At 70.7% G+C, this 19,037-nt stretch carries 16 protein-coding genes; 9 read left to right on the top strand and 7 right to left on the bottom strand.

What is annotated here, in order from left to right; genetic code table 11:
• The first annotated feature begins 52 nt into the window (after positions 1–52).
• The gene (locus AB4030_RS20725; RefSeq protein WP_442281091.1) at positions 53–481 is read left to right on the top strand and encodes a hypothetical protein; all 429 of its coding nucleotides are present in this window, start codon (positions 53–55) and stop codon (positions 479–481) included.
• A gap of 15 nt (positions 482–496) precedes the next feature.
• On the opposite strand, the gene AB4030_RS20720 is transcribed toward AB4030_RS20725, so the two are convergent.
• Positions 497–2,110, bottom strand: coding sequence for an HNH endonuclease signature motif containing protein (locus AB4030_RS20720; protein ID WP_442281090.1), 1,614 nt, complete (start codon positions 2,108–2,110; stop codon positions 497–499).
• 178 nt (positions 2,111–2,288) lie between these two features.
• Here AB4030_RS20720 and AB4030_RS20715 point away from each other — a divergent pair, with 178 nt between their 5' ends.
• Entirely contained in the window at positions 2,289–3,683 is a 1,395-nt protein-coding gene (locus AB4030_RS20715; RefSeq protein ID WP_442281089.1) for a pyridoxal phosphate-dependent decarboxylase family protein, read from the top strand.
• 12 nt (positions 3,684–3,695) lie between these two features.
• Here the strand turns inward: AB4030_RS20715 and AB4030_RS20710 are convergent, their stop codons facing one another.
• A complete protein-coding gene (locus tag AB4030_RS20710; RefSeq protein ID WP_442281088.1) occupies positions 3,696–5,051 on the bottom strand; it encodes a wax ester/triacylglycerol synthase domain-containing protein in 1,356 nt (451 codons plus the stop codon).
• A gap of 409 nt (positions 5,052–5,460) precedes the next feature.
• Here AB4030_RS20710 and AB4030_RS20705 point away from each other — a divergent pair, with 409 nt between their 5' ends.
• The 4 genes from AB4030_RS20705 to AB4030_RS20690 all read left to right on the top strand — a co-directional run bounded on the left by AB4030_RS20705 (position 5,461) and on the right by AB4030_RS20690 (position 9,928).
• A complete protein-coding gene (locus AB4030_RS20705; RefSeq protein ID WP_442281087.1) occupies positions 5,461–7,383 on the top strand; it encodes a CARDB domain-containing protein in 1,923 nt (640 codons plus the stop codon).
• On the top strand, positions 7,380–7,859 hold the full coding sequence (locus AB4030_RS20700; protein WP_442281086.1) for a hypothetical protein: 480 nt from the start codon (positions 7,380–7,382) through the stop codon (positions 7,857–7,859). Before AB4030_RS20705 ends, AB4030_RS20700 begins: the two co-directional genes overlap by 4 nt.
• Before the next feature lie 215 nt (positions 7,860–8,074).
• Positions 8,075–8,992, top strand: a complete 918-nt coding sequence (locus AB4030_RS20695; protein WP_442281085.1) for a universal stress protein — start codon at positions 8,075–8,077, stop codon at positions 8,990–8,992.
• Positions 8,993–9,034: 42 nt separating this feature from the next.
• The gene (locus AB4030_RS20690) at positions 9,035–9,928 is read left to right on the top strand and encodes a universal stress protein (protein WP_442281084.1); all 894 of its coding nucleotides are present in this window, start codon (positions 9,035–9,037) and stop codon (positions 9,926–9,928) included.
• Between the two features lie 132 nt (positions 9,929–10,060).
• Here the strand turns inward: AB4030_RS20690 and AB4030_RS20685 are convergent, their stop codons facing one another.
• On the bottom strand, positions 10,061–10,615 hold the full coding sequence (locus AB4030_RS20685; protein WP_442281083.1) for a universal stress protein: 555 nt from the start codon (positions 10,613–10,615) through the stop codon (positions 10,061–10,063).
• Entirely contained in the window at positions 10,612–12,075 is a 1,464-nt protein-coding gene (locus AB4030_RS20680; protein ID WP_442281082.1) for an MFS transporter, read from the bottom strand. Before AB4030_RS20680 ends, AB4030_RS20685 begins: the two co-directional genes overlap by 4 nt.
• Positions 12,076–12,296: 221 nt before the next feature.
• Between AB4030_RS20680 and AB4030_RS20675 the strand changes: the two genes are divergently transcribed.
• Both AB4030_RS20675 and AB4030_RS20670 read left to right on the top strand, forming a co-directional pair.
• Positions 12,297–12,740: a ChaB family protein gene (locus AB4030_RS20675; protein WP_442281081.1), complete on the top strand. Its 444-nt coding sequence runs from the start codon at positions 12,297–12,299 to the stop codon at positions 12,738–12,740.
• Positions 12,741–12,873: 133 nt separating this feature from the next.
• Complete coding sequence (locus AB4030_RS20670) at positions 12,874–13,797, top strand: universal stress protein (protein ID WP_442281080.1); 924 nt, start codon at positions 12,874–12,876, stop codon at positions 13,795–13,797.
• Positions 13,798–13,858: 61 nt separating this feature from the next.
• On the opposite strand, the gene AB4030_RS20665 is transcribed toward AB4030_RS20670, so the two are convergent.
• A complete protein-coding gene (locus AB4030_RS20665) occupies positions 13,859–14,290 on the bottom strand; it encodes an SRPBCC family protein (RefSeq protein ID WP_442281079.1) in 432 nt (143 codons plus the stop codon).
• Between the two features lie 120 nt (positions 14,291–14,410).
• Here AB4030_RS20665 and AB4030_RS20660 point away from each other — a divergent pair, with 120 nt between their 5' ends.
• Complete coding sequence (locus AB4030_RS20660; RefSeq protein WP_442281078.1) at positions 14,411–14,791, top strand: VOC family protein; 381 nt, start codon at positions 14,411–14,413, stop codon at positions 14,789–14,791.
• Positions 14,792–14,926: 135 nt separating this feature from the next.
• Here AB4030_RS20660 and AB4030_RS20655 read toward each other — a convergent pair whose 3' ends face one another.
• On the bottom strand, positions 14,927–17,335 hold the full coding sequence (locus AB4030_RS20655; RefSeq protein WP_442281115.1) for a Tex family protein: 2,409 nt from the start codon (positions 17,333–17,335) through the stop codon (positions 14,927–14,929).
• A gap of 258 nt (positions 17,336–17,593) precedes the next feature.
• A complete protein-coding gene (locus AB4030_RS20650; RefSeq protein ID WP_442281077.1) occupies positions 17,594–18,913 on the bottom strand; it encodes an ISL3 family transposase in 1,320 nt (439 codons plus the stop codon).
• Between the last annotated feature and the right edge of the window lie 124 nt (positions 18,914–19,037).

Below are 19,037 nucleotides of genomic sequence, written 5' to 3'. Positions count from 1 at the left end.
GGCTGGGGACAACTTCGACGGGCCGGCGGCCCACCGGACGACCATGGCGGCCATGACCTTCGAAGACCTGCCCCCTCGGGCCAACGAGATCCCTCTGACCAACCGACGCGTCGCAGCGGACGTCATCGACCTCATCATCAGCGACGCGGACCGGGCAGCCGGGTGCGTCGCCGTCATGATCTGCGACTCCGAGGACCGAGGCATCCAGCCGGTCGTGCTGCATGACGTGCCGCCCGATGCCGAGGCCGGCGGCTTCGCCCAGCTGCTCGACATGCTGCTGCCGCTCGTGGCCGGGAACGACGGCGCGGTCCTCATCGGCCGAGGGCGACCGCATGGGACCGCGCCGAACGACACCGATCGAGCGTGGCACCAGATGGCGATCGACCGGTGTGCCGACCATGACGTCGACCTGCTCGGCTACTACCTCGCGACGGCCGATGGCGTCTTCAGGCTCCCCGAACCGCTCTCGGCGGTTTCCTGACGCCGAAGGGGATGGTCAGAAAGGCGGGTGATCGTTCCCCAGAGACCTCGACGATGAGGTACTGCCCTTCCGGGTGGAGGGCGCCCTTGCTTCGTCGCGGACCGCCTCGAGCCAATCCTTCGGGCAGGTGTCGTAGATGCGGGCGGCCTTGGTGCGCCATCGAACTCGATCGCCGTCGCGCCCCACGAACCAGTGCCCGTTGGTGTGCAGGTTGTGGTGCGCCCGGTGCTTGCTGGTGAGGTTCGCGACCTCTGTCGGGCCGTGTGGCCATGGGATGTCGTGGTCGAGGTCGCACCGAGCGGCTGGGACCGTGCAGCCTGGCGCGCGGCAGGTGCCGTCGACCGCCTCGACGTGCGCCCGCATCGCCGCAGTCGGCCGGTAGGCGCGCGTCTGGAGGTGCAGGGCGGCTCCAGTCTCGGCGTCGACGCGGAGGCGGCGCCACGTCGAGTCGTCGTTGAGCATGATCTGACGGGCATGGTCGGCTGTGACCCATCCGTGGCCGACGACCTCGCAAGGCGCACCGGTGAGGCCGACGGCCGTCGTCCACGGGATGACGAGCGTGATGGCGGCCGCCGGCCGCCGCCCCAGACGGGTGAACCACTCACTGACGCGTTGGGACGCGTGGTCGGGCCCGGCCGGCGAACCCGGAGCCGCACCGGGGACGGCGGCGCTCTCGGGCCAGCCGAACATGAGGATGTCGGTGATGACGTCGGCGCGGAGCGAGTCGAGGTCGCGGGGATCACCTGCCTGTCGGGCGGCGCGGGCAATGGCGTCGACGCGCTCCATCGCGGCGATGACCTTGTCCGCGTCGTTGACGAGGTTGAGCACCCCGAAGCCGTCGCGGTCGATCTGCGCGTGAGCACCACGCCGGCGCCGCGCCCTGCGTCGGCGGTCGGCAGCCTCGCGGTCGGCAGCCAGGCATGCGCGGGTCAGTCGCTGACGGAAGAGAGTGGGGGAGGGCGGCGCACCGTCCTTGGGCCGAAGGACGGCGTCGACGACGTCAGGGCCGCACTCGACGGGCAACGCGGCGATCTCGGACTGGATCGTGCAGGCGCGGTGGAGAGTCACCGCACCTCGCTGAAGACGACTCCGCAACGATGCGGCACCCGGCGTGCCCGCGGTGGCGAGGGCCAGGCGCGCGCGCACGTCATGCGTGCCGAGCCCGGTCGCCGTGCAGACCTCCATGGCCGTCAGCTCGTCGGCGTCGATCCATCCGGGCGGTTTCGTCCGACCGAGATCGGCGAAGCGCGCCAGCTCGCTCGACTCGATGGTCGAGCGCAGGCGAGCCAGGGCCTCCAGGCCGACGGCGTCCAGGACCGCCTTGCACCGCTCGACCGACTCGACGACTCGCAGCTCGGCATCAGCCTCGGCCTCGAGCTCTGATCGAGCCTCGTCCGGGGCAACGGATGTCAGGTCGTCGGCGACGGCCTCGAGCAGCTCGCTCACGAGCGCCGGCATCACGTGGGTGAGCAGGGACTCGGCCACCTGCTTGCGCAGGGTGCGCTCGAGCAGCGGGAGGTCGCGCTGCCGAACCGGGGTGCGACTCTCTGCGCGGATCCGGAACAGGCCGGCGAGACGGTCGAGATCGACGACTGCCTCGCCCGTGTGGGCGGCGCCGAGCGACGCCATGCCCGCCACTTCCCCTGTCCCGTCCATAATCCATTGTAGAACACATGTTCGACTAAATGGTCAAGCGTTCCCAGGTAGATTCGCGGCCCGGTCTGGGCGGCGAACGGGACGACCCTCCCAGCCTCAAGGCGCGCCCGCCTCTTGCGTCTGCCCGGAGCTGCGGAGGAGCGTGCGGGAGATGGACGTTGACCTGCACCAGCTCTTCACTCGCGCTGCCGCCGAGGCCGCCCGCCACCGAGCCGCGGTGGCAGACCGGCCGGTGCACCCTTCGCCCGATCAGGGATCGCTCGATGCGGCCTTCGGCGGCCCGCTACCGACTGGGCCGACCCACCCCGATCGCGTCGTCGGCGCCCTCATCGCTGCGGCGAGTCCTGGTCTCGTCGGCACCGTCGGGCCGCGGTTCTTCGGCTTCGTCATCGGAGGCGCATCGCCCGCTGCGACCGCGGCCGACATGCTCGCCGCCGGCTGGGACCAGTGTGCGTACAACGAGGTCCTGTCACCGGCTGCCGCGGCCGCGGAGCGAGCCGCAGCAACGTGGACGAAGCAGCTGCTGGGGCTACCCGGGTCGGCATCCGTCGGCTTCGTCACGGGCGCCCAGGCTGCCAACACGGTCGGCCTCGCGGTCGGACGTCAGCGCGTGCTCGCTAACGTCGGATGGGACGTCGCGCGCGACGGTCTCTTCGGGGCACCACGAGTCGCGATCGTCGCGAGCGAGGATCGGCATGCGACGATCGACCGCGCAGCCCGGCTGCTCGGCTTCGGCACGCGCAGCATCGAACCCGTCGCAGCCACCGCGCAGGGCGCCATCGACGTGGACCGGCTCCGTACAGCTCTCGACTCCCTCTCCGGGCCCGTCATCGTCTGTCTCCAGGCGGGCAACGTGAACACCGGCGCCTGTGACGACCTCCGGACGGCCACGACGCTGGCCCACGAGCACGGAGCGTGGGTCCATGTCGACGGCGCCTTCGGACTGTGGGCGGCGGCGAGCCCTCGGACCGCCCATCTCGTCGCCGGCATCGAGCTCGCCGACTCCTGGGGCACGGACGCCCACAAGTGGCTCAACGTCCCCTACGACTGCGGCCTCGCGTTCTGCGCGGACGCGTCGCTGCATGCCGCAACGATGTCGTATGCCGCGGCGTACCTCACCGGGTCCGGCTCCGTCTCCGACCCTGTTCTGGGCGACCTCACGCCCGAGTCATCCAGGAGGGCAAGGGGATTCGCGGTGTGGGCCGCGCTGCGTGAGCTCGGTTCGGACGGCCTTACCGAGCTCGTGGACCGTTGCTGTGACCTTGCCCGTCGGATGGCCCGTCGGCTCGAGTCCGGTGGCGCGACGATCCACAACGACGTCGTCCTCAACCAGGTCCTCGTCAGCATCGGGGACCCGGCACGCATCGATGGGGTGATCGACGCCGTCCAGCGCGACGGCACGTGCTGGGTCGGAGGCACGACCTGGCACGGCCGCCGGCTGATCCGCATCTCGGTGTCGAACGCCACGACCACCGAGTCCGACATCGACGTCGCCGCCGCCGCGATCCTCGCCGCGGCCACTGCTGTGGAGCAGTCCGCCGGCTGACCGCCGGACGGCTCACTCGACGAGTGAGGCCAGCCCTTCCCGAAGGTGTGCGATGAGCGGTGTGTCGTCGGGCACCACCTCGGGATCGGTGACGACGGTGATGCCCAGCGTCCCGGCATACGAAAGGACGTCGAAGGTGACGGCGACGTTTCCGGGGGTCACGGCGACCGGGACCAGCCGGCTGACGGTGCACCCGCAGAAGCGCCACGGCGTCGCAGGGCCGCGGACGTTCGTGACGAACGAGTTGACGAGTCTCTGGTGGTTCACGAACCACTGGAGGGCGCCGAGCCTGGCGAGGCCCCGGAAGGCGACACCGAGCGGAGCGGCCGAGGCTGCGCGCGGACGCGAGCGCTGATCGCGCGACAGGCGTGCAACCGTGTCGAGCCGGGTCTGCACGTCCACGTCGAGCGGGATGCGGAACGGGACGACTCCGCTCTCGTTGCCGAGCCGAGTGGCCTGCGCCGACGAGCGCGCCGAGTAGGGCACCGACAGGACCAGCGAGTCGACGTGTTCGTCGCGCTCGGCGAGGGTGGCGCCCATCGCCTCGGAAACGGCCGTCAGGACGATGTCGTTGACGGTGACGCCGCGCCGGTGGGCGGCGCGGACCACAGTGGTCACGGGCACCTCGACCAGGGAGAGCCGCCGATGCGGTCCGGTGGGGCGGTTGAGGGACGTCCTCGCGCAGAGGCGGGGGCGGGTGCCGCGTAGGCCCAGGTCGCGCATCCCGGCCCGGGCCGAGCGGGCGCGCGCGACCAGGGACGGCACGGAAGTCACGGCGGCCAGGTGCGAGCCCCAGGCCTCGGCGGCCAGGGCGCGTCGCGTGTGGGCGGTGCTGGTCGGCAGCGGGTTTGGACGGGTCAGCCCACTCGTGGCGTCCGTGATCGCGGCCAGCGCCGCGAGGCCGCCGATCCCGTCGGCGAGGACGTGGTGAGCCACCAGGACGAGGGCTGCCCGGTCAGCCGCCAGGCCGGTGACCCAGTGAGCGCCCCAGAGCGGACGGTCGCGGGGGAGCCTGCGGCACACCAGGTCTCCCGCCAGCTGCCAGAGCGCGTCATCGGTGTCGACCCGGCTGAAGCCCAGGTGCCGGTCGACGCGATAGTCGTCATCGCGGACCCAGTACGGCCGGCCGCAGAGGAACGGCGCAGGACGCAGGCGCTCTCTCAGCCGTGGCACCGCTGCCGCGCCGACGTCGATCGCTCGGGCCACCTCAGCCTTGTCCAGGAGCGACCCACCGTCGACGACGAGGACCGCGGCGATGTTCATCGGCACGGCCCCTCGGTCGCTGGCCAGGGTGGTGAGATCGTTCGGAGTGGCCCGCTCGACACCGCCGGCCCGAACCCGTCCAGGGCTCCGAGACCGCGTCTCCATGGTTCGACGCTAGGCGGTTGCTCGCCCGCGCGGGCCGGCTTGCGGCGGACTTGGCGCCACGGGCTCAGGCACCATCCAGCCGACTCCCAGCCTCTCCTGACCGACTCTTGACCTTCCGGTCCGTAGCCCACCCCGGACCCGACTCGTTGAGCCGTCGAGCGAGGACGCCTGTCGTCGCTCGACGGTCATTCGACCCGATGTCTCGGGGTGTCCTGCTGTACCGGATCCAGGAGTTGCGCACATGCTGCCGACCTTGTTGAGAAGAACCCGTTCACGAGCTCTCCCGCTCCTCACCGCGACCGCCCTGGTGGCGGCTGTCGGAGTGGCAGCTCCCGCCCTCGCTGCGACGCCGACCTCGGGGACGGTGTCCGACACGAGTACCTCCGTCCAATGGGGCGCGGGTCCCTTCGTGGCCCCCAACGTCACGGGGGCGACGGGGGGCGTCACGTGCGGCCCCGACCTGTGCGACGACTTCGCGCTGCACGTCGCGACCCCGGCCGGCTACGGCGACACGCATCAGCTGACGATCAAGGTCGGCTGGCAGAACGCGGCGGCCGACTTCGACGTCTACCTCCTGGACCCGACCGGCGCGGTCGTCGCGTCGTCCGCCTCGAGCTCGGACCCCGAGGTCATCGTCACCGCCCCGACGAGCGGTGACTTCACCGTGCGGGTCGTGCCCTACGCCCCACTCGGGGAGTCCATCACCGGGACCGCCACCCTCACGGACGTGCCCGCGAACCCCGCTCCGAGCACCGCGACGCCGCCCACGTTCAGCCAGTACGGCGCACCGTCGTCGTTCGCCCGCGCCCACGACGCGGGTGAGCCGTCGATCGGCAGCAGCCACTCGACGGGGTCGACCTTCTACCAGGCTCTCTACGACACGTACAAGGCCACGTGGGACGACAGCGTCACCCCGTCGAAGGTCACGTGGTCCGACGTCTCGGCCAAGCCCGCCAACGGCTGCGCCACGGGCGGCTCGACGTCACTGGACCCCATCGGGTTCACCGATGCCAAGACCGGTCGCGTCTTCGAGAGCCAGCTCGCGGGCAAGATCTCACTCATGTGCTACTCGGACGACGAGGGCAAGACGTGGTCACCCAGCCAGGGCGGCGGCCTCAACTCCGGCGTCGACCACCAGACGGTCGGCGGCGGCCGCTACTCGCCCAACGGCGTCGGCGCTCTTCCCACGTCGACCTACCCGAACGCCGTCTACTACTGCAGCCAGGACATCGCCGACGCCAACTGCGCATCGAGCCACGACGGCGGCGTGACCTTCGGACCAGCCATCCCGATGTACTCCCTCCTCGACTGCGGTGGGCTGCACGGGCACGTCAAGGTCGCCCCGAACGACGGCACCGTCTACGTCCCCAACAAGTCGTGCGGCGGCAAGCAGGCCGTCGCCGTCTCGGAGGACGGTGGCACGACCTGGTCCGTCCGCAAGGACCCGGCCAGCACGGCGGGTGACTCCGACCCGAGCGTCGGCGTCGGCGCCAAGGGCACCGTCTACATGGGCTACCAGGCCGCGGACGGCACGCCCCGCGTCGCCGTGAGCCGCGACAAGGGCAAGACGTGGACGGACGACCAGAACGTCGGTGCGAGCCTCGGCGTGCACAACACCGTGTTCCCGGTCGTCGTGGCCGGTGACGACGACCGCGCCTCGTTCGCCTTCATCGGGACGACGACGCCCGGCAACTACCAGGACGCGACGAACTTCAAGGGCGTCTGGCACCTCTACGTCTCGACGACCTACGACGGTGGCAAGAGTTGGGCCACGGTCGACACGACGCCGAGCGACCCGGTCCAGCGCGGCTCCATCTGCACGGGCGGCACGACGTGCGGCAACGACCGCAACCTGCTCGACTTCATGGACGCCACCGTCGACCGGACCGGTCGGGTCGAGGTCGGCTACGCCGACGGCTGCACCGGCGCCTGCACCCAGCCCGGCGGTGCCCAGAACTTCGACGCGTACGCCACCATCGCCCGTCAGCAGTCGGGCAACACGCTGTATGCCGCCTACGACGCCCTGCCCAACCTGACCCCGACGACGGTGTCTGTCACCCGGTCGGGCGGGCTGTACGCCACGTCGACGACGGTGGCGAACACCGGCAAGGCGTCGGCGCGAGGGGTCACGACCCGACTCCTCGTCGACGGCGTCAACGTCGCCACGGCTGCGCCGGTCGACGTCGCGGCCGGCGGGTCGACGGCTGTCGCCTTCCCGGGGGTGCGGCTCGGCAAGGGCACTCACACGGTGGTCGTCGTCGCCGACCCGGACGGACGCATCCGCGAGTCGAACGAGTCCGACAACCGTCGGCAGACGCAGGTGGTCCGGTGAGCGGCCCGAGCCGGGGAGCCGCACCACGTGCGGCTCTCCTCGCCGTGACCGCGCTCGGGGCCTGTGTCGCTCTCGGCGGGTGCGGCACGGACGAGATGGAGGCTGCGATGGCGGCGCCCGGCTCGAGCGCGACGTCGGCGGCTGTGGTGTGCGCCAAGGATGCGAAGCCGGTGGACCTGCCGGCCTCCTTCCCGGTGCAGGCCACGGTGCCTGACGGGTACGTCGTGACCGGTGTCGAGGCCCGGAGCGCTGGGCGGACCGTCGTCACCGCCGTCTCCTCCAAGCCGTTCACGCAGACGCTCGCCGACATGCAGCGCGCCTACTCGACCCGCGGGTGGACGGCCTCGGAGGGTGAGGTCGAGCACCGCGACGCCGAGTCCAACTTCGCCGGCAACGGGCTCCGCGGCCGATGGGCCATCCGCGAGATCCCCGAGTGCACCGACAACACGTCAGTGAGCGTGCTCATCGGCAAGTGACGCCTGCCCGACGTTCGACCTGACACCCCACCTGACACCCCACCTGACATCAGACCGATGGCGGGGCCGGACCCGGCCCCGCCATCGGCCTCTCCGAACGGGCTGTCCGGGCAGGCTGTCTGGGCTGTCACAAGTCGCCCCCGAATGCGCCCTGGCGCGGGACGATGGAAGGGGCCCGGTACATGCGGCCCCGACCGCACGGGAAGGGGAGAGCGATGAACGCCGCAGTCAGCGGGGCGAACGAGACCACGAGCCACGGGATCGTCGTGGGCTACGACGGGTCCCCGGGGTCGCGGCTGGCCCTCGACTGGGCCATCGAGACCGCGAAGCGCGACGAACGCCCGCTCACCCTGCTCCACTGCGTCGGCCTGAACATGACCCCGACCTTCCGCGCCTACGACCCGGGAGTGCAGGCGCACGCGTACGACGAGATGGCGCGCGGCGTCCTGGCCGAGGCCGTCGACATCGCTGCGAAGACGTTGGACCGCGACGACGTCCGCCCGCTCAGCGTCATCGGGAGCGCAGCCGCGGAGCTCGTCGGCGCGTCGTCCCAGGCTGATCTCGTCGTGACCGGCTCCCGCGGGCACGGCGCCATCTCCGGTGGCCTGCTCGGCTCGACCTCGTATGCCGTGACCGCCCACGCCCGATGCCCCGCGGTCGTCGTCCGTGGCGACACGGTCGTCCACGCGGGTCCTTCGCATCCGATCGTCATGGCCTTCGACGACTCGAAGAGCTCCCAGAAGGCGCTGGAGACCGCCATCCAGGTCGCTGCCGCCGCGCAGGCGCCGCTGCACGTGGTGGCGGTCGACAACGTCGGTGGTCTGGAGGCGTGGCCGGAGTCCGACACGATTGTGGGACGTGAGGAGATGATCGACGAGATGCACCGTCACGTCGGTCAGACGCTGCGAAACGTCGCCGACGACGCACGGCGCGCACACCCCGGTCTCGACGTGCACACGAACGTCCTCGGCGGCGGGGCCGGCGTGGCAATCGCTGCCTACGCGGTCGACGTCAGGGCCGGCCTCGTCGTGATGGGCTCGCGCGGGCACGGCGGCTTCACGGGGATGCTCCTCGGGTCGGTCAGCCATCGTGTGGTGCACGACGCTCCGTGCCCGGTCATGGTCATCCACTGATCTCGAGCTGGGCCCGATTCGACTGGCCCCACAAGGTTTGCGATGCACACTCCGAGCTCCGCCGGTGGTCAGATGGTCGTGGGCTACGACGGTTCGGCCGCCTCCCAGCGAGCCCTCGTCTGGGCCGCAGCCGTCTCCCACGCCCTCGGTGACGGCCTCAAGATCGTTCACGCCGTCGACCTGGACGTCGTGCGCAGACGTCGAGGCTCCGCGCCGCGACCGTTGAGCCCGTCGCTCGAGATGGTGGCGGAGACGATGGTCGGCGGTCCGTCGACGTGGCCCGGTCGACCACTGGCTCGATCGCAGGTCCGCGCGGTACACGCCTTCGGTGGTCCGGTGGGCGAGCTGGTCGACGCGTCGATGACAGCGGACCTCGTCGTCCTCGGCACCCGGGGACGGGGCCGGGCCCGAAGCGCTCTCATCGGCTCGGTCTCGTCCGGGGTGGCCGCCCGCGCCTACTCCCCGGTGGTCGTGCTCCACGACCTCGGGCACTCGGCTCCCGGGACTCGCCGCGACGTCCCGGTGCCGGGGCCGGAGTGCGAAGTCGTCTGCGCCCTGACCCAGGGCACGGGCGAGGCCCACGCGAACCGGATGGAGCGGATCGTCTCTGCCGCAGCGAGGATCGCTGCTGGTTGCTCCGCGCGGCTACGCCTCGTGACCGTCCTGCCGCCGGACGCAGCCGGTCCCTCGGACGGCGCCGAGCCCCCGACGAGTCCGTATGCCGTCGCCGCCTTGGGCCTGACGCACCCGGACCTGGCCGTTGCGACACAGACGCTGTACGGCGACCCGGTCGACGCGCTCACCGGGACGAGCCGCGACTGCGGGCTGCTCGTCATCGGGGCTCCCCACCGGGGCTGGGTCGGCGCTGTCCTGGTCGGGACCGCGCCGTACCGGATCGTCCACGACGCGACCTGCCCGGTCATGCTCGTCCACTGACCCGCGCCCGATGACTCACACCCGTGATCCACGCCCGGTCGGGTCTCGGGCCGAATCCGCGGCAGCTCGCAGGGGATTCGGGTCCCGAGACCGGGCCACACGGCATACGACCGCGGTGCGCGGAGCGGAGCGTCAGGGCGACGGCGGGTGCTGGAAGCCCGGTCTTCCTGCGGTTCCCGCGGCGCGCTCGACCGAATGACCCAACCGACTGGCGGCTGCGCCGAATGCGCTCGAGCTTCGGCCCCCCAGCGCAGGCGGCACGACGACGACGGGACAGTGCGAGGCCCGCGCGAGCCGGCTGCCGAGCCAGCGCGCCCCGACCTCGGTGGACCGGCCGGCATCGATGACGATGAGATCGGCCGAACGGCTCTCTTCGGCAAGGACCGCGCGCCGCTTTCCCGCGACGACGCGCGTCTGGACGAGGTGGTCGTGGCCGAGCACGTGCGCGACGTCCTCGGCGAGCCTCGACTCCTCGACGCCCCGAGCGCTGTCGTCCGAGACGACGGACGGCACCCGACCGCCGGTGGCGGTCTCGGGGGCGTGCGGCCGCCAGGCACGCACCGCCACCACGCGCCCACCGCGCAGGGACGCCTCTTCGACCGCCCAGCGCAGGGCGCCGGGGGAGCCGCTGGTGGGACTCACCCCGACGACGATGGTGTGGGCCCGGCCGAGGTCCGCGACGTTCACGCCACCGCCCCCGACTCCTCCGAGACCTTGCTCAGCGGGTCCGCGACGTCCTCGAGCGACTTGCGTTCAGCGTCGATGCCGATCACCAGGGCCACGATGCCGCCGAAGATCATGATGACGGCCCCGGCGACGTAGCCCCAGGTCAGCGGCACCCGGTCCTTGCCGTCCCCGATGAGGGCGCCGTAGAGCACGGGCGCGATCGCCCCCGCGCACTGGGCGACGACGAAGAAGTAGCTGATCGCCTGGCCGCGTACCTCGAGCGGGAAGATCTCGCTCACCGTGAGGTACGCCGCGGACGCGCCGGCCGAGGCGAAGAAGAACGCCACGCACCAGAAAATGGTGTGCGTCGTCGCGTTGAGGATCTCGGCGTGGAACGCCCAGGCCGACGCGAGCAGCACGACCCCGGCGATCGTGTACGTGCCGAAGATCATCTTGCGACGACCGATCGTGTCGAAGAAGTGGCCCAGCAGCAGCGGCCCGAGCAGGTTGCCGAGCGCAAACGGCAGGAAGTAGAGCGAGGTGTTGGCCTTGCTGATGCCGTAGAAGTTCGTCAGGACGAGCGCGTAGGTGAAGAAGATCGCGTTGTAGAGGAACGACTGCGTCACCATCATCGTGAGGCCGAGCACCGTGCGGCGACCGTACCGGTGCACGAAGACGTCCCACAGCACCTTGGCGCCCATCCGGTCCTCGGCCTTGACGAGGATCGCCTTGCTCTCGTCGACCTCCGGGATCTCGCCGCCCTCGCGGCGCACGCGCTCCTCGATCTCGTCGACGGTGCGCTCCGCCTCGTCGCCGCGCCCGTGGGTGAGCAGCCAGCGCGGGCTCTCCGGGATGTGCCGGCGCAGCCAGATGATCGACAGACCGAGCAGCGGGCCGATGAAGAAGGCCAGACGCCAGCCGATGTTCTCGGCGACGTTGTCGGGGTTGAGCAGGTAGAGGTTGGCGAGGGCGCCGAAGAACGCGCCCAACCAGTAGGTGCCGTTGATCGCGATGTCGACGCGGCCACGGAAGTGCGCCGGGATGAGCTCGTCGATGGCCGAGTTGATCGCGGTGTACTCGCCGCCGATACCCATGCCGGCGACGAACCGGCACACCCAGAGGAACCACATGTTCGGGGACAGACCGGCCAGGCCCGAGCCCACCAGGTAGATGACCAACGTGATGATGAAGAGCTTGCGGCGCCCGAGCCGGTCGGTGAGCCGACCGAACGTCAGCGCTCCGACGACCTGGCCGACGAGGTAGACGGTGCCGGTGAGTCCCACCTGGGCGGCCGACATGCCGAGCGACTTCTGGAAGCCGGACTCGGACACGATCTGGATCTCGAGCCCGTCGAGGATCCAGGACACCCCGAGCCCGAAGACGACCGACCAGTGGAACTTCGTCCACGGGAGCCGGTCCATGCGGGCGGGCACCAGACTCCTGATGGCGCCGTCCGTGCGTTGTGCGACAGCTTCGCTCATCCCAACTCCTTCGATCCGAATCGCTTGTGAACCGTCGGGTCAGGGCGTGCTGCGTGGCTCACGTCCTCGTGCGTCACGTCCTCACCGCGTGAACTCGTACCCCCTCGGGCACGACGCGCAACACATCGGGAGCAATCAGACGTTGTCGGGCTTCACCGTGGGTACGTTGCCACTGCACGCGCGGCGAATGGGTGCCGCGCGAGAAGCCGAGGAGGCTCGTCATGCCTGCACAGAAGCGTTCGACCACGCCGTCGAGGACCGAGCTGTTGTCCACCCTCGAGCGGTCGTCGAAGAAGGCGCAGGAGACGTGGCTGGCCACGCATGACTCCGCGGTCGAGGAGTACGGCGAGGGCGAGCGTGCCCATCGGACGGCCTTCGCCTCCCTCAAGCACTCCTTCGAGAAGGTCGGAGACCACTGGGAGGAGAAGGACCACAAGGGCCCGAGCGACCCGCAGGCAGCCCGTAGGGGAGCGGCGGCGCGCGCCGGAGGCGACGGTGACTCTGCGGGAGGTGTCGACGCGAACGCGTCGAAAGCCCACCTGCTCGACGTCGCGAAACGGCTGGACGTGCGCGGGCGCTCGCGGATGACCAAGGGCGAGCTCGTCGAGGCGATCCAGAAGGCGAACGACAGGGCCACCGCTGCAGCGCGGAAGAACGACGCCTAGCGGCCACGAGCCACGACGCCGTCGGGCCCCTGTCTGAGTGCTCACAAACCGACCCCGTCACGTTCCCCCTGGCGGGAGGATGGAGATGGCCGGAGCAGTGGCCCGGTCCCGGGACCCAGTGAAGGGGTGCACGATGAACGCCCAGGCACCGACCACGTACGGCATCGTCGTCGGCTACGACGGTTCGGTGGCGTCACAGCTCGCCGTCGGGTGGGCCGCAGAGACGGCACGTCAGCAGGGCAAGCACCTGACCCTCGTGCACAGCGTCAACCTGGCCGGCACTCCGGGGTTCCCGGCGATGGACTTCTCCGAGCTCGAACCCTCACTCGAGCATGCCGCCAAGGCGCTCGTGGATGAGGGTGCGGAGCGTGCCAGCACGACGCTCGACGCCTCGCAGGTCGAGACGCAGTACTGGCTCGGGAGCGCCGCAGCCCAGCTCGTCGATGCGTCGCGGGACGCCGAGCTCCTCGTCGTCGGCAGTCGCGGACGCGGCCGCCTGCTCGCGGGGCTGCTCGGCTCCACGTCGTATGCCGTCGCGGCGCACGCCCAGTGCCCCGTCGTGGTCGTGCGTGGGCCGGGGGGTGAGACGCCCGACGACGTGCCCATCCCGCCGCGGCCCGGTCGCGGGCACGACGTCGTCGTCGGCGTCGACGACTCGGATGCCTCGGTTCGGGCCGTCGACGCCGCCGTCGAGGTCGCCGAACGCGAAGGTGCCGTGCTGCACATCGTCCGCGTCGCCCACTCGCCGTCGATGGAGGCCTGGACCTACGCCGAGACCGCCAAGGGTGGCACGGAGGAGACCCACGCGATCCGGGACCACGCCGAGCAGTCGGTGACGCGCGCGGCCAATCGCGTCCGGGCGCTGCACCCGAAGGTGATCGTCACGACCGAGGTGCTCTACGGGTCCCCGGGACAGTCGCTCGCCGACCTCGGGGCGACGGCAGGGCTGATCGTCGTCGGATCCCGCGGGCACGGCGGCTTCACCGGCATGCTGCTCGGGTCCGTCAGCCACCGCGTCATCCACGACGCAGAGTGCCCGGTCATGGTCGTGCGCTGACCACGGTTTCTGCTGACGAGAGCCCTGTGAGGAGAGACGAACTCACCAGGGAGCCAAGGAATCAGGCAAGCGTCTGGGCAAAGCGTCCGAGGGCGGCGTCCCAGCGCGACTTGTCGCCGGCGCCGTCCTCCGCGATGCCCTCACCCTCGTGGTAGAGGTCGACGCGGGTGCCGTCTCCGTCGGGCCTGAGCTGGAGGTCGAGGATGCTGAGCGGACCGTCCTCATGGGGGTGCCACGACACGCGTACCTGTTCCATCGGGTGGTAGCTGCGGACGACCCCGTGCGTTCCGTCGGTGCTGTGCCACGACTCACCCTTGCTGCCCAGGGTGACGCCGGGGCCGAGGAGGGCTTCCGTGCCGCGGGGGCTGATCAGGTGACGCCAGACCTGGTCGACCGGCGCACCGACGGTCAGCGTCGAGTGCACACCCGCAGGAGACCCCTCGAGCTCGGCGTCCTCTGCGTTCTCGGGGATCGACTGCGTTGAACTGCTCATGGGCACCTCCGGGTCGTGCGGACCGGCCCCTGATGGGCCGGACCCACCACAGACAGTCGACCAAAGACTGGCCCGGATGACAATGCCTCGGCGCGACCTCTTCCCGCCTACGCTCGGATGATGATCGACCACTTCGGCATCAACTGTGCGGACTTCGACGCCAGTGCCCGCTTCTACGACGCGGTGCTCGGTGTCCTCGGCTACAGCCGGCAGATGGACGTCGGGATGGCCATCGGATACGGGTCCGACGGGCACCCCGACTTCTGGATCACCCGGTGGGAGGGGGGCGGACCCAACCGCGAGATGCACTGCGCCTTCCAGGCCGAGAGCGTCGAGGCGGTGCGGGCCTTCCACGCCAAGGCGCTCGAGCTCGGCGCCGAGTCGCTGCACGAGCCGCGGCTGTGGCCGGAGTACCACCCCGGCTACTACGGCGCCTTCGTGCGCGACCCCGACGGCAACAACGTCGAAGCAGTCTTCCACCGGGCCGGCCCCGACGACTGACTCCCGCCGCAGAGCGGGAGGTGCCGGCCCGTCAGCGCAGCACCGTCGGCGTCTCGACGACGACGTCGAGGGCCGCGATGTCCGTGAGGGCCACGTCGCAGTAGAAGTCGTCCCCGGAGTAGGCCGCCGGTGTCGTCACCCCTGGTAGCCCGCTCGTCGGAGAGCCTCGGCCATGGCGCCGCTGGCGGGCGCCTCGACTCGGCCGGCGCGGTTGCCCTGGCCCGCTGAGCCCTGGCTCCCGCGAGACTGGCCGCCACGTGCCTGACCGCCCCGGGACTGGCCTCCCCGGGACCGCCCACCCGGTGCACCCTGTCCGCCGCGCTCCTTGGGCCCACCCGACGTCACCTCGTCGTCCAGACGCAGGGTGAGGGAGATGCGCTTGCGCGGGATGTCGACGTCGAGCACCTTCACCATGACGACGTCGCCGGGCTTGACCACCTCCCGCGGGTCACGCACGAAGTTCCTCGACAGTGCCGACACGTGGGCCAGCCCGTCCTGGTGCACGCCGATGTCGATGAAGGCCCCGAATGCTGCGACGTTGGTGACGACGCCCTCGAGCGTCATGCCCGGCTTGAGGTGCTTGATCTCCTCGACGCCCTCCTTGAAGGTGGCTGTCTTGAAGGTCGGTCGCGGGTCGCGCCCCGGCTTGTCGAGCTCGCTGATGATGTCGGTCACCGTGGGTAGGCCGAAGGTGTCATCGACGTAGTCGGTCGGCCGAATGGCCTGCAGGGCAGTCGTGTTGCCGATGAGCGACGTGAGCTTCTGCCCGGTCGACTCGAGCATCCGACGCACCACGGGGTAGGCCTCCGGGTGCACGGCTGACGCGTCGAGGGGGTCCTCGCCTCCCGGGATGCGCAGGAAGCCGGCGGCAAGCTCGAACGCCTTGGGTCCGAGGCGCGGCACGTCCTTGAGCGCCTTGCGCGTGCGGAAGGGCCCGACCGCGTCGCGGTGCGCGACGATGCTGTCGGCGAGACCCGGGGTGATGCCCGAGACGCGGGTCAGCAGGGGAGCAGAGGCGGTGTTGACGTCGACGCCGACCGCGTTGACGCAGTCCTCGACGACGGCGTCGAGGGAACGCGAGAGGGCGGTCTGGCTGATGTCGTGCTGGTACTGCCCGACGCCGATCGACTTCGGGTCGATCTTGACGAGCTCGGCGAGCGGGTCCTGCAGGCGCCGGGCGATCGAGACGGCGCCGCGCAGCGACACGTCCATCCCCGGTAGCTCCTGGGAGGCGAACGCCGACGCGGAGTAGACCGAGGCGCCCGCCTCCGAGACGACGGCCGACGTCAGCTTGAGCTCCGGGTGGGCCTTGATGAGGTCGGCGGCGAGGCGGTCGGTCTCGCGCGAGGCGGTGCCGTTGCCGATGGCGATGAGGTCGACCGAGTGCTCCTTGGCCAGGCGGGCCAGTGTGGCGAGCGAGCGGTCCCACTGGTGCTGCGGGACGTGCGGGTAGATGACCTCGGTCGCGACGACGCGGCCCGTCCCGTCGACGAGCGCGACCTTGACTCCGGTGCGGAAGCCCGGGTCGAGGCCCATCGTGGCGCGTGCGCCGGCGGGGGCAGCGAGCAGCAGGTCGCGCAGGTTGGCGGCGAACACGCGTACCGCCTCCTCCTCGGCGGCGCGGCGCAGCTGCATACGGGCGTCGATGCCGAGGTGGACGAGGATCTTCGTGCGCCACGCCCAGCGCACGGTGTCGGCCAACCACTGGTCGGCGGGGCGCCCGGCGTTCTCGATGCCGAAGCGGCGCGCGATGGCGCGCTCGTATGCCGTGGGGCCGGGCTGCTGCGCGGCCGCCGGGTCGTCGGGGACGATCTCGAGGGAGAGGACGTCCTCCTTCTCCCCTCGGAAGAGGGCGAGGATGCGGTGGGACGGGAGCTTGGAGAGCGGCTCGGAGAAGTCGAAGTAGTCGGAGAACTTCGCGCCCTCCTCCTCCTTCCCGGAGCGCACGTGGGAGCCGATGTGCCCCTGCCTCCAGACGCGCTCACGCAGGTCGCCGATGAGGTCGGCGTCCTCGGCGAAGCGCTCGACAAGAATGGCGCGGGCTCCGTCGAGCGCGGCGGCAACGTCTGCCACCTCGCGGCCGGCGTCGACGAATCCGGCTGCGGCAGCTGCTGGTTCGGTGTCGGGTGAGCCGAGGAGAAGGTCTGCGAGCGGCTCGAGGCCTGCCTCCCGGGCGATCTGGGCCTTGGTCCGGCGCTTCGGCTTGAACGGCAGGTAGATGTCCTCGAGGCGTGCCCTCGTCTCGGCGGCGAGGATCTGCGCACGGAGCGCGTCGTCGAGCTTGCCCTGCTCCTCGACGGATGCCAGCACGGCCGCGCGCCGCTCCTCGAGCTCGCGGAGGTAGCCGAGGCGCTCCTCGAGGGTGCGCAGCTGCGCGTCGTCGAGGCCGCCAGTGACCTCCTTGCGATAGCGCGCCACGAAGGGGACGGTCGACCCGCTGTCGAGCAGTCCGACGGCGGCGGTCACCTGCCCGTCCCGGACGCCGAGCTCCTCCGCGATGCGGTGCTCGATCGACGGCGCCTTCACCAGCCCGCTCACCTCCATGCTCACTGGGTTGTTCTCCTTGTCGTCGACGACGGACCGAGCCACACATTCTGCCGTGCAGCTGATCCAGACCTGCAGGCAGTCCCGCCTCGGATGGATCGGACCATTCCCTGTGCCTGTGGTTCGACGATGGGAGTTCTTCTAGTTCTGAACGGCGCGTCTCATGCCTACTGCGAGCCGTGGCTGTCACGATGGCGCGCCGCGAACGGCAAGCCTTTTCAGGGTCGCATCAAAAAGAATTCAGGGGAGAATGGCTCATCACAATTCAGGGTGTAGTCGGCGTCTGAATCCGCCTGCTTCTAGGAGGCATCGGGCGATGTAGTTGGTGAGGTTGCGGAACCCCAGGGCTGAGCCGCGGAGGTGTTCGAGGCGGCCGTTGATGGCCTCGGTCGGGCCGTTGCTGGTGCCGGGCCGGTCGAAGTAGGCCAGCACGTCGGCGGCTCTCTTCCTCAAGGTCCGCCCGAGGGTGATCAGCTCGGTCAGCGCGGCGGGAACGCCGGCGCTGAGGGATGCGATCAGTGCGGTCATGAGCTCGCGTCCTCGGGTCCGGTCGGGCTCGCGGTAGGCACCGATCATCCGCTGGTAGATGCCCCACGTGGCCTCGACCTCGACGTGCTCCGCGACCGCGAACAGCGCTGAGAGCCGGTCCTGCTGTTTGTCGGTGAGCAGACCGGACCCGGTGTGCAGGGTCCGCCGGGCGGCGTAGAGCGGGTCACCGGAGCGGCCGCGGTGACCATGAAGCTCTTGCTGGACCCGGCGGCGGCACCGGTCCARGGCGTCACCGGCCAACCGGACGACGTGGAAGGGGTCCATCACGGCGACCGCGTCGGGCAGCTCCTCGCTGGTGGCGGTCTTGAACCCGGTGAACCCGTCCATCGCGACGACCTCCACCCGGTCACGCCAAGCCTGTGGCCGGTCGGTCAGCCACTGCTTGAACGCCTGCTTCGAGCGGCCCAGGACCATGTCGAGCAGCCGTGCCGGCCCGGTCCCATCACGGATCCCAGTCAGGTCGATGACCACGGTGACGTATTTGTCGCCGCGCCTGGTGTGGCGCCACACGTGCTCATCGACCCCGACGGCCCTCACGCCCTCGAATCGGGCCGGGTCCGCGATCAGGACACGCTGGCCCTCGGCCAGGACCGCGTCGTTCGCGGTGTTCCACGCGACCCCGAGCCCTTCAGCGACCCGGGCCACGCTCAGGTGCTGACACACGATCGCCTCCAGCGCCCACCGTAGCCCGCGACGGGAGAGCTTGGCCCGCGGCTGCGCCGCCGCCGTCGTGTCCTGGCGCCACACGTGCCCGCACCCGGTGCACCGGTAGCGGCGGAGCGTCACGAGCAACGTCGTGGGCCGCCAGCCGAACGGCTCATGCGCCAACTCCCTGGTCAGGGTGTCCCGGGGCGCCCCCTCGCACCCGCAGCGCCGGCACCACCGATCCAGCTCGAGAACCCGGCAGGCCAGCACGGCCCGGTCAGGCTCAAGGCGTTGACCGGTCACCTCCAGCCCGAGCTCCTCGAGACGGCAGAACGAGGTCAGGTCAGGACGGGCGAAGCCCGCCGGCGCGGTAGCGTCAGGCACGTCGAGGTCTTCCGGATGAGGCGTGTAGGAACCTTCATCCTCGGGAGACCTCGACCCCTATCCAGTCACCGACGCGCCGACCACCGCACCGTGCCTTACACCGTCGATTGTGAAGAGCCAGTTA

This window comes from Terrabacter sp. 2YAF2 (assembly GCF_052114705.1).
GTDB lineage: Bacteria > Actinomycetota > Actinomycetes > Actinomycetales > Dermatophilaceae > Terrabacter.
This window is presented reverse-complemented; position numbering and strand designations above follow the sequence as displayed.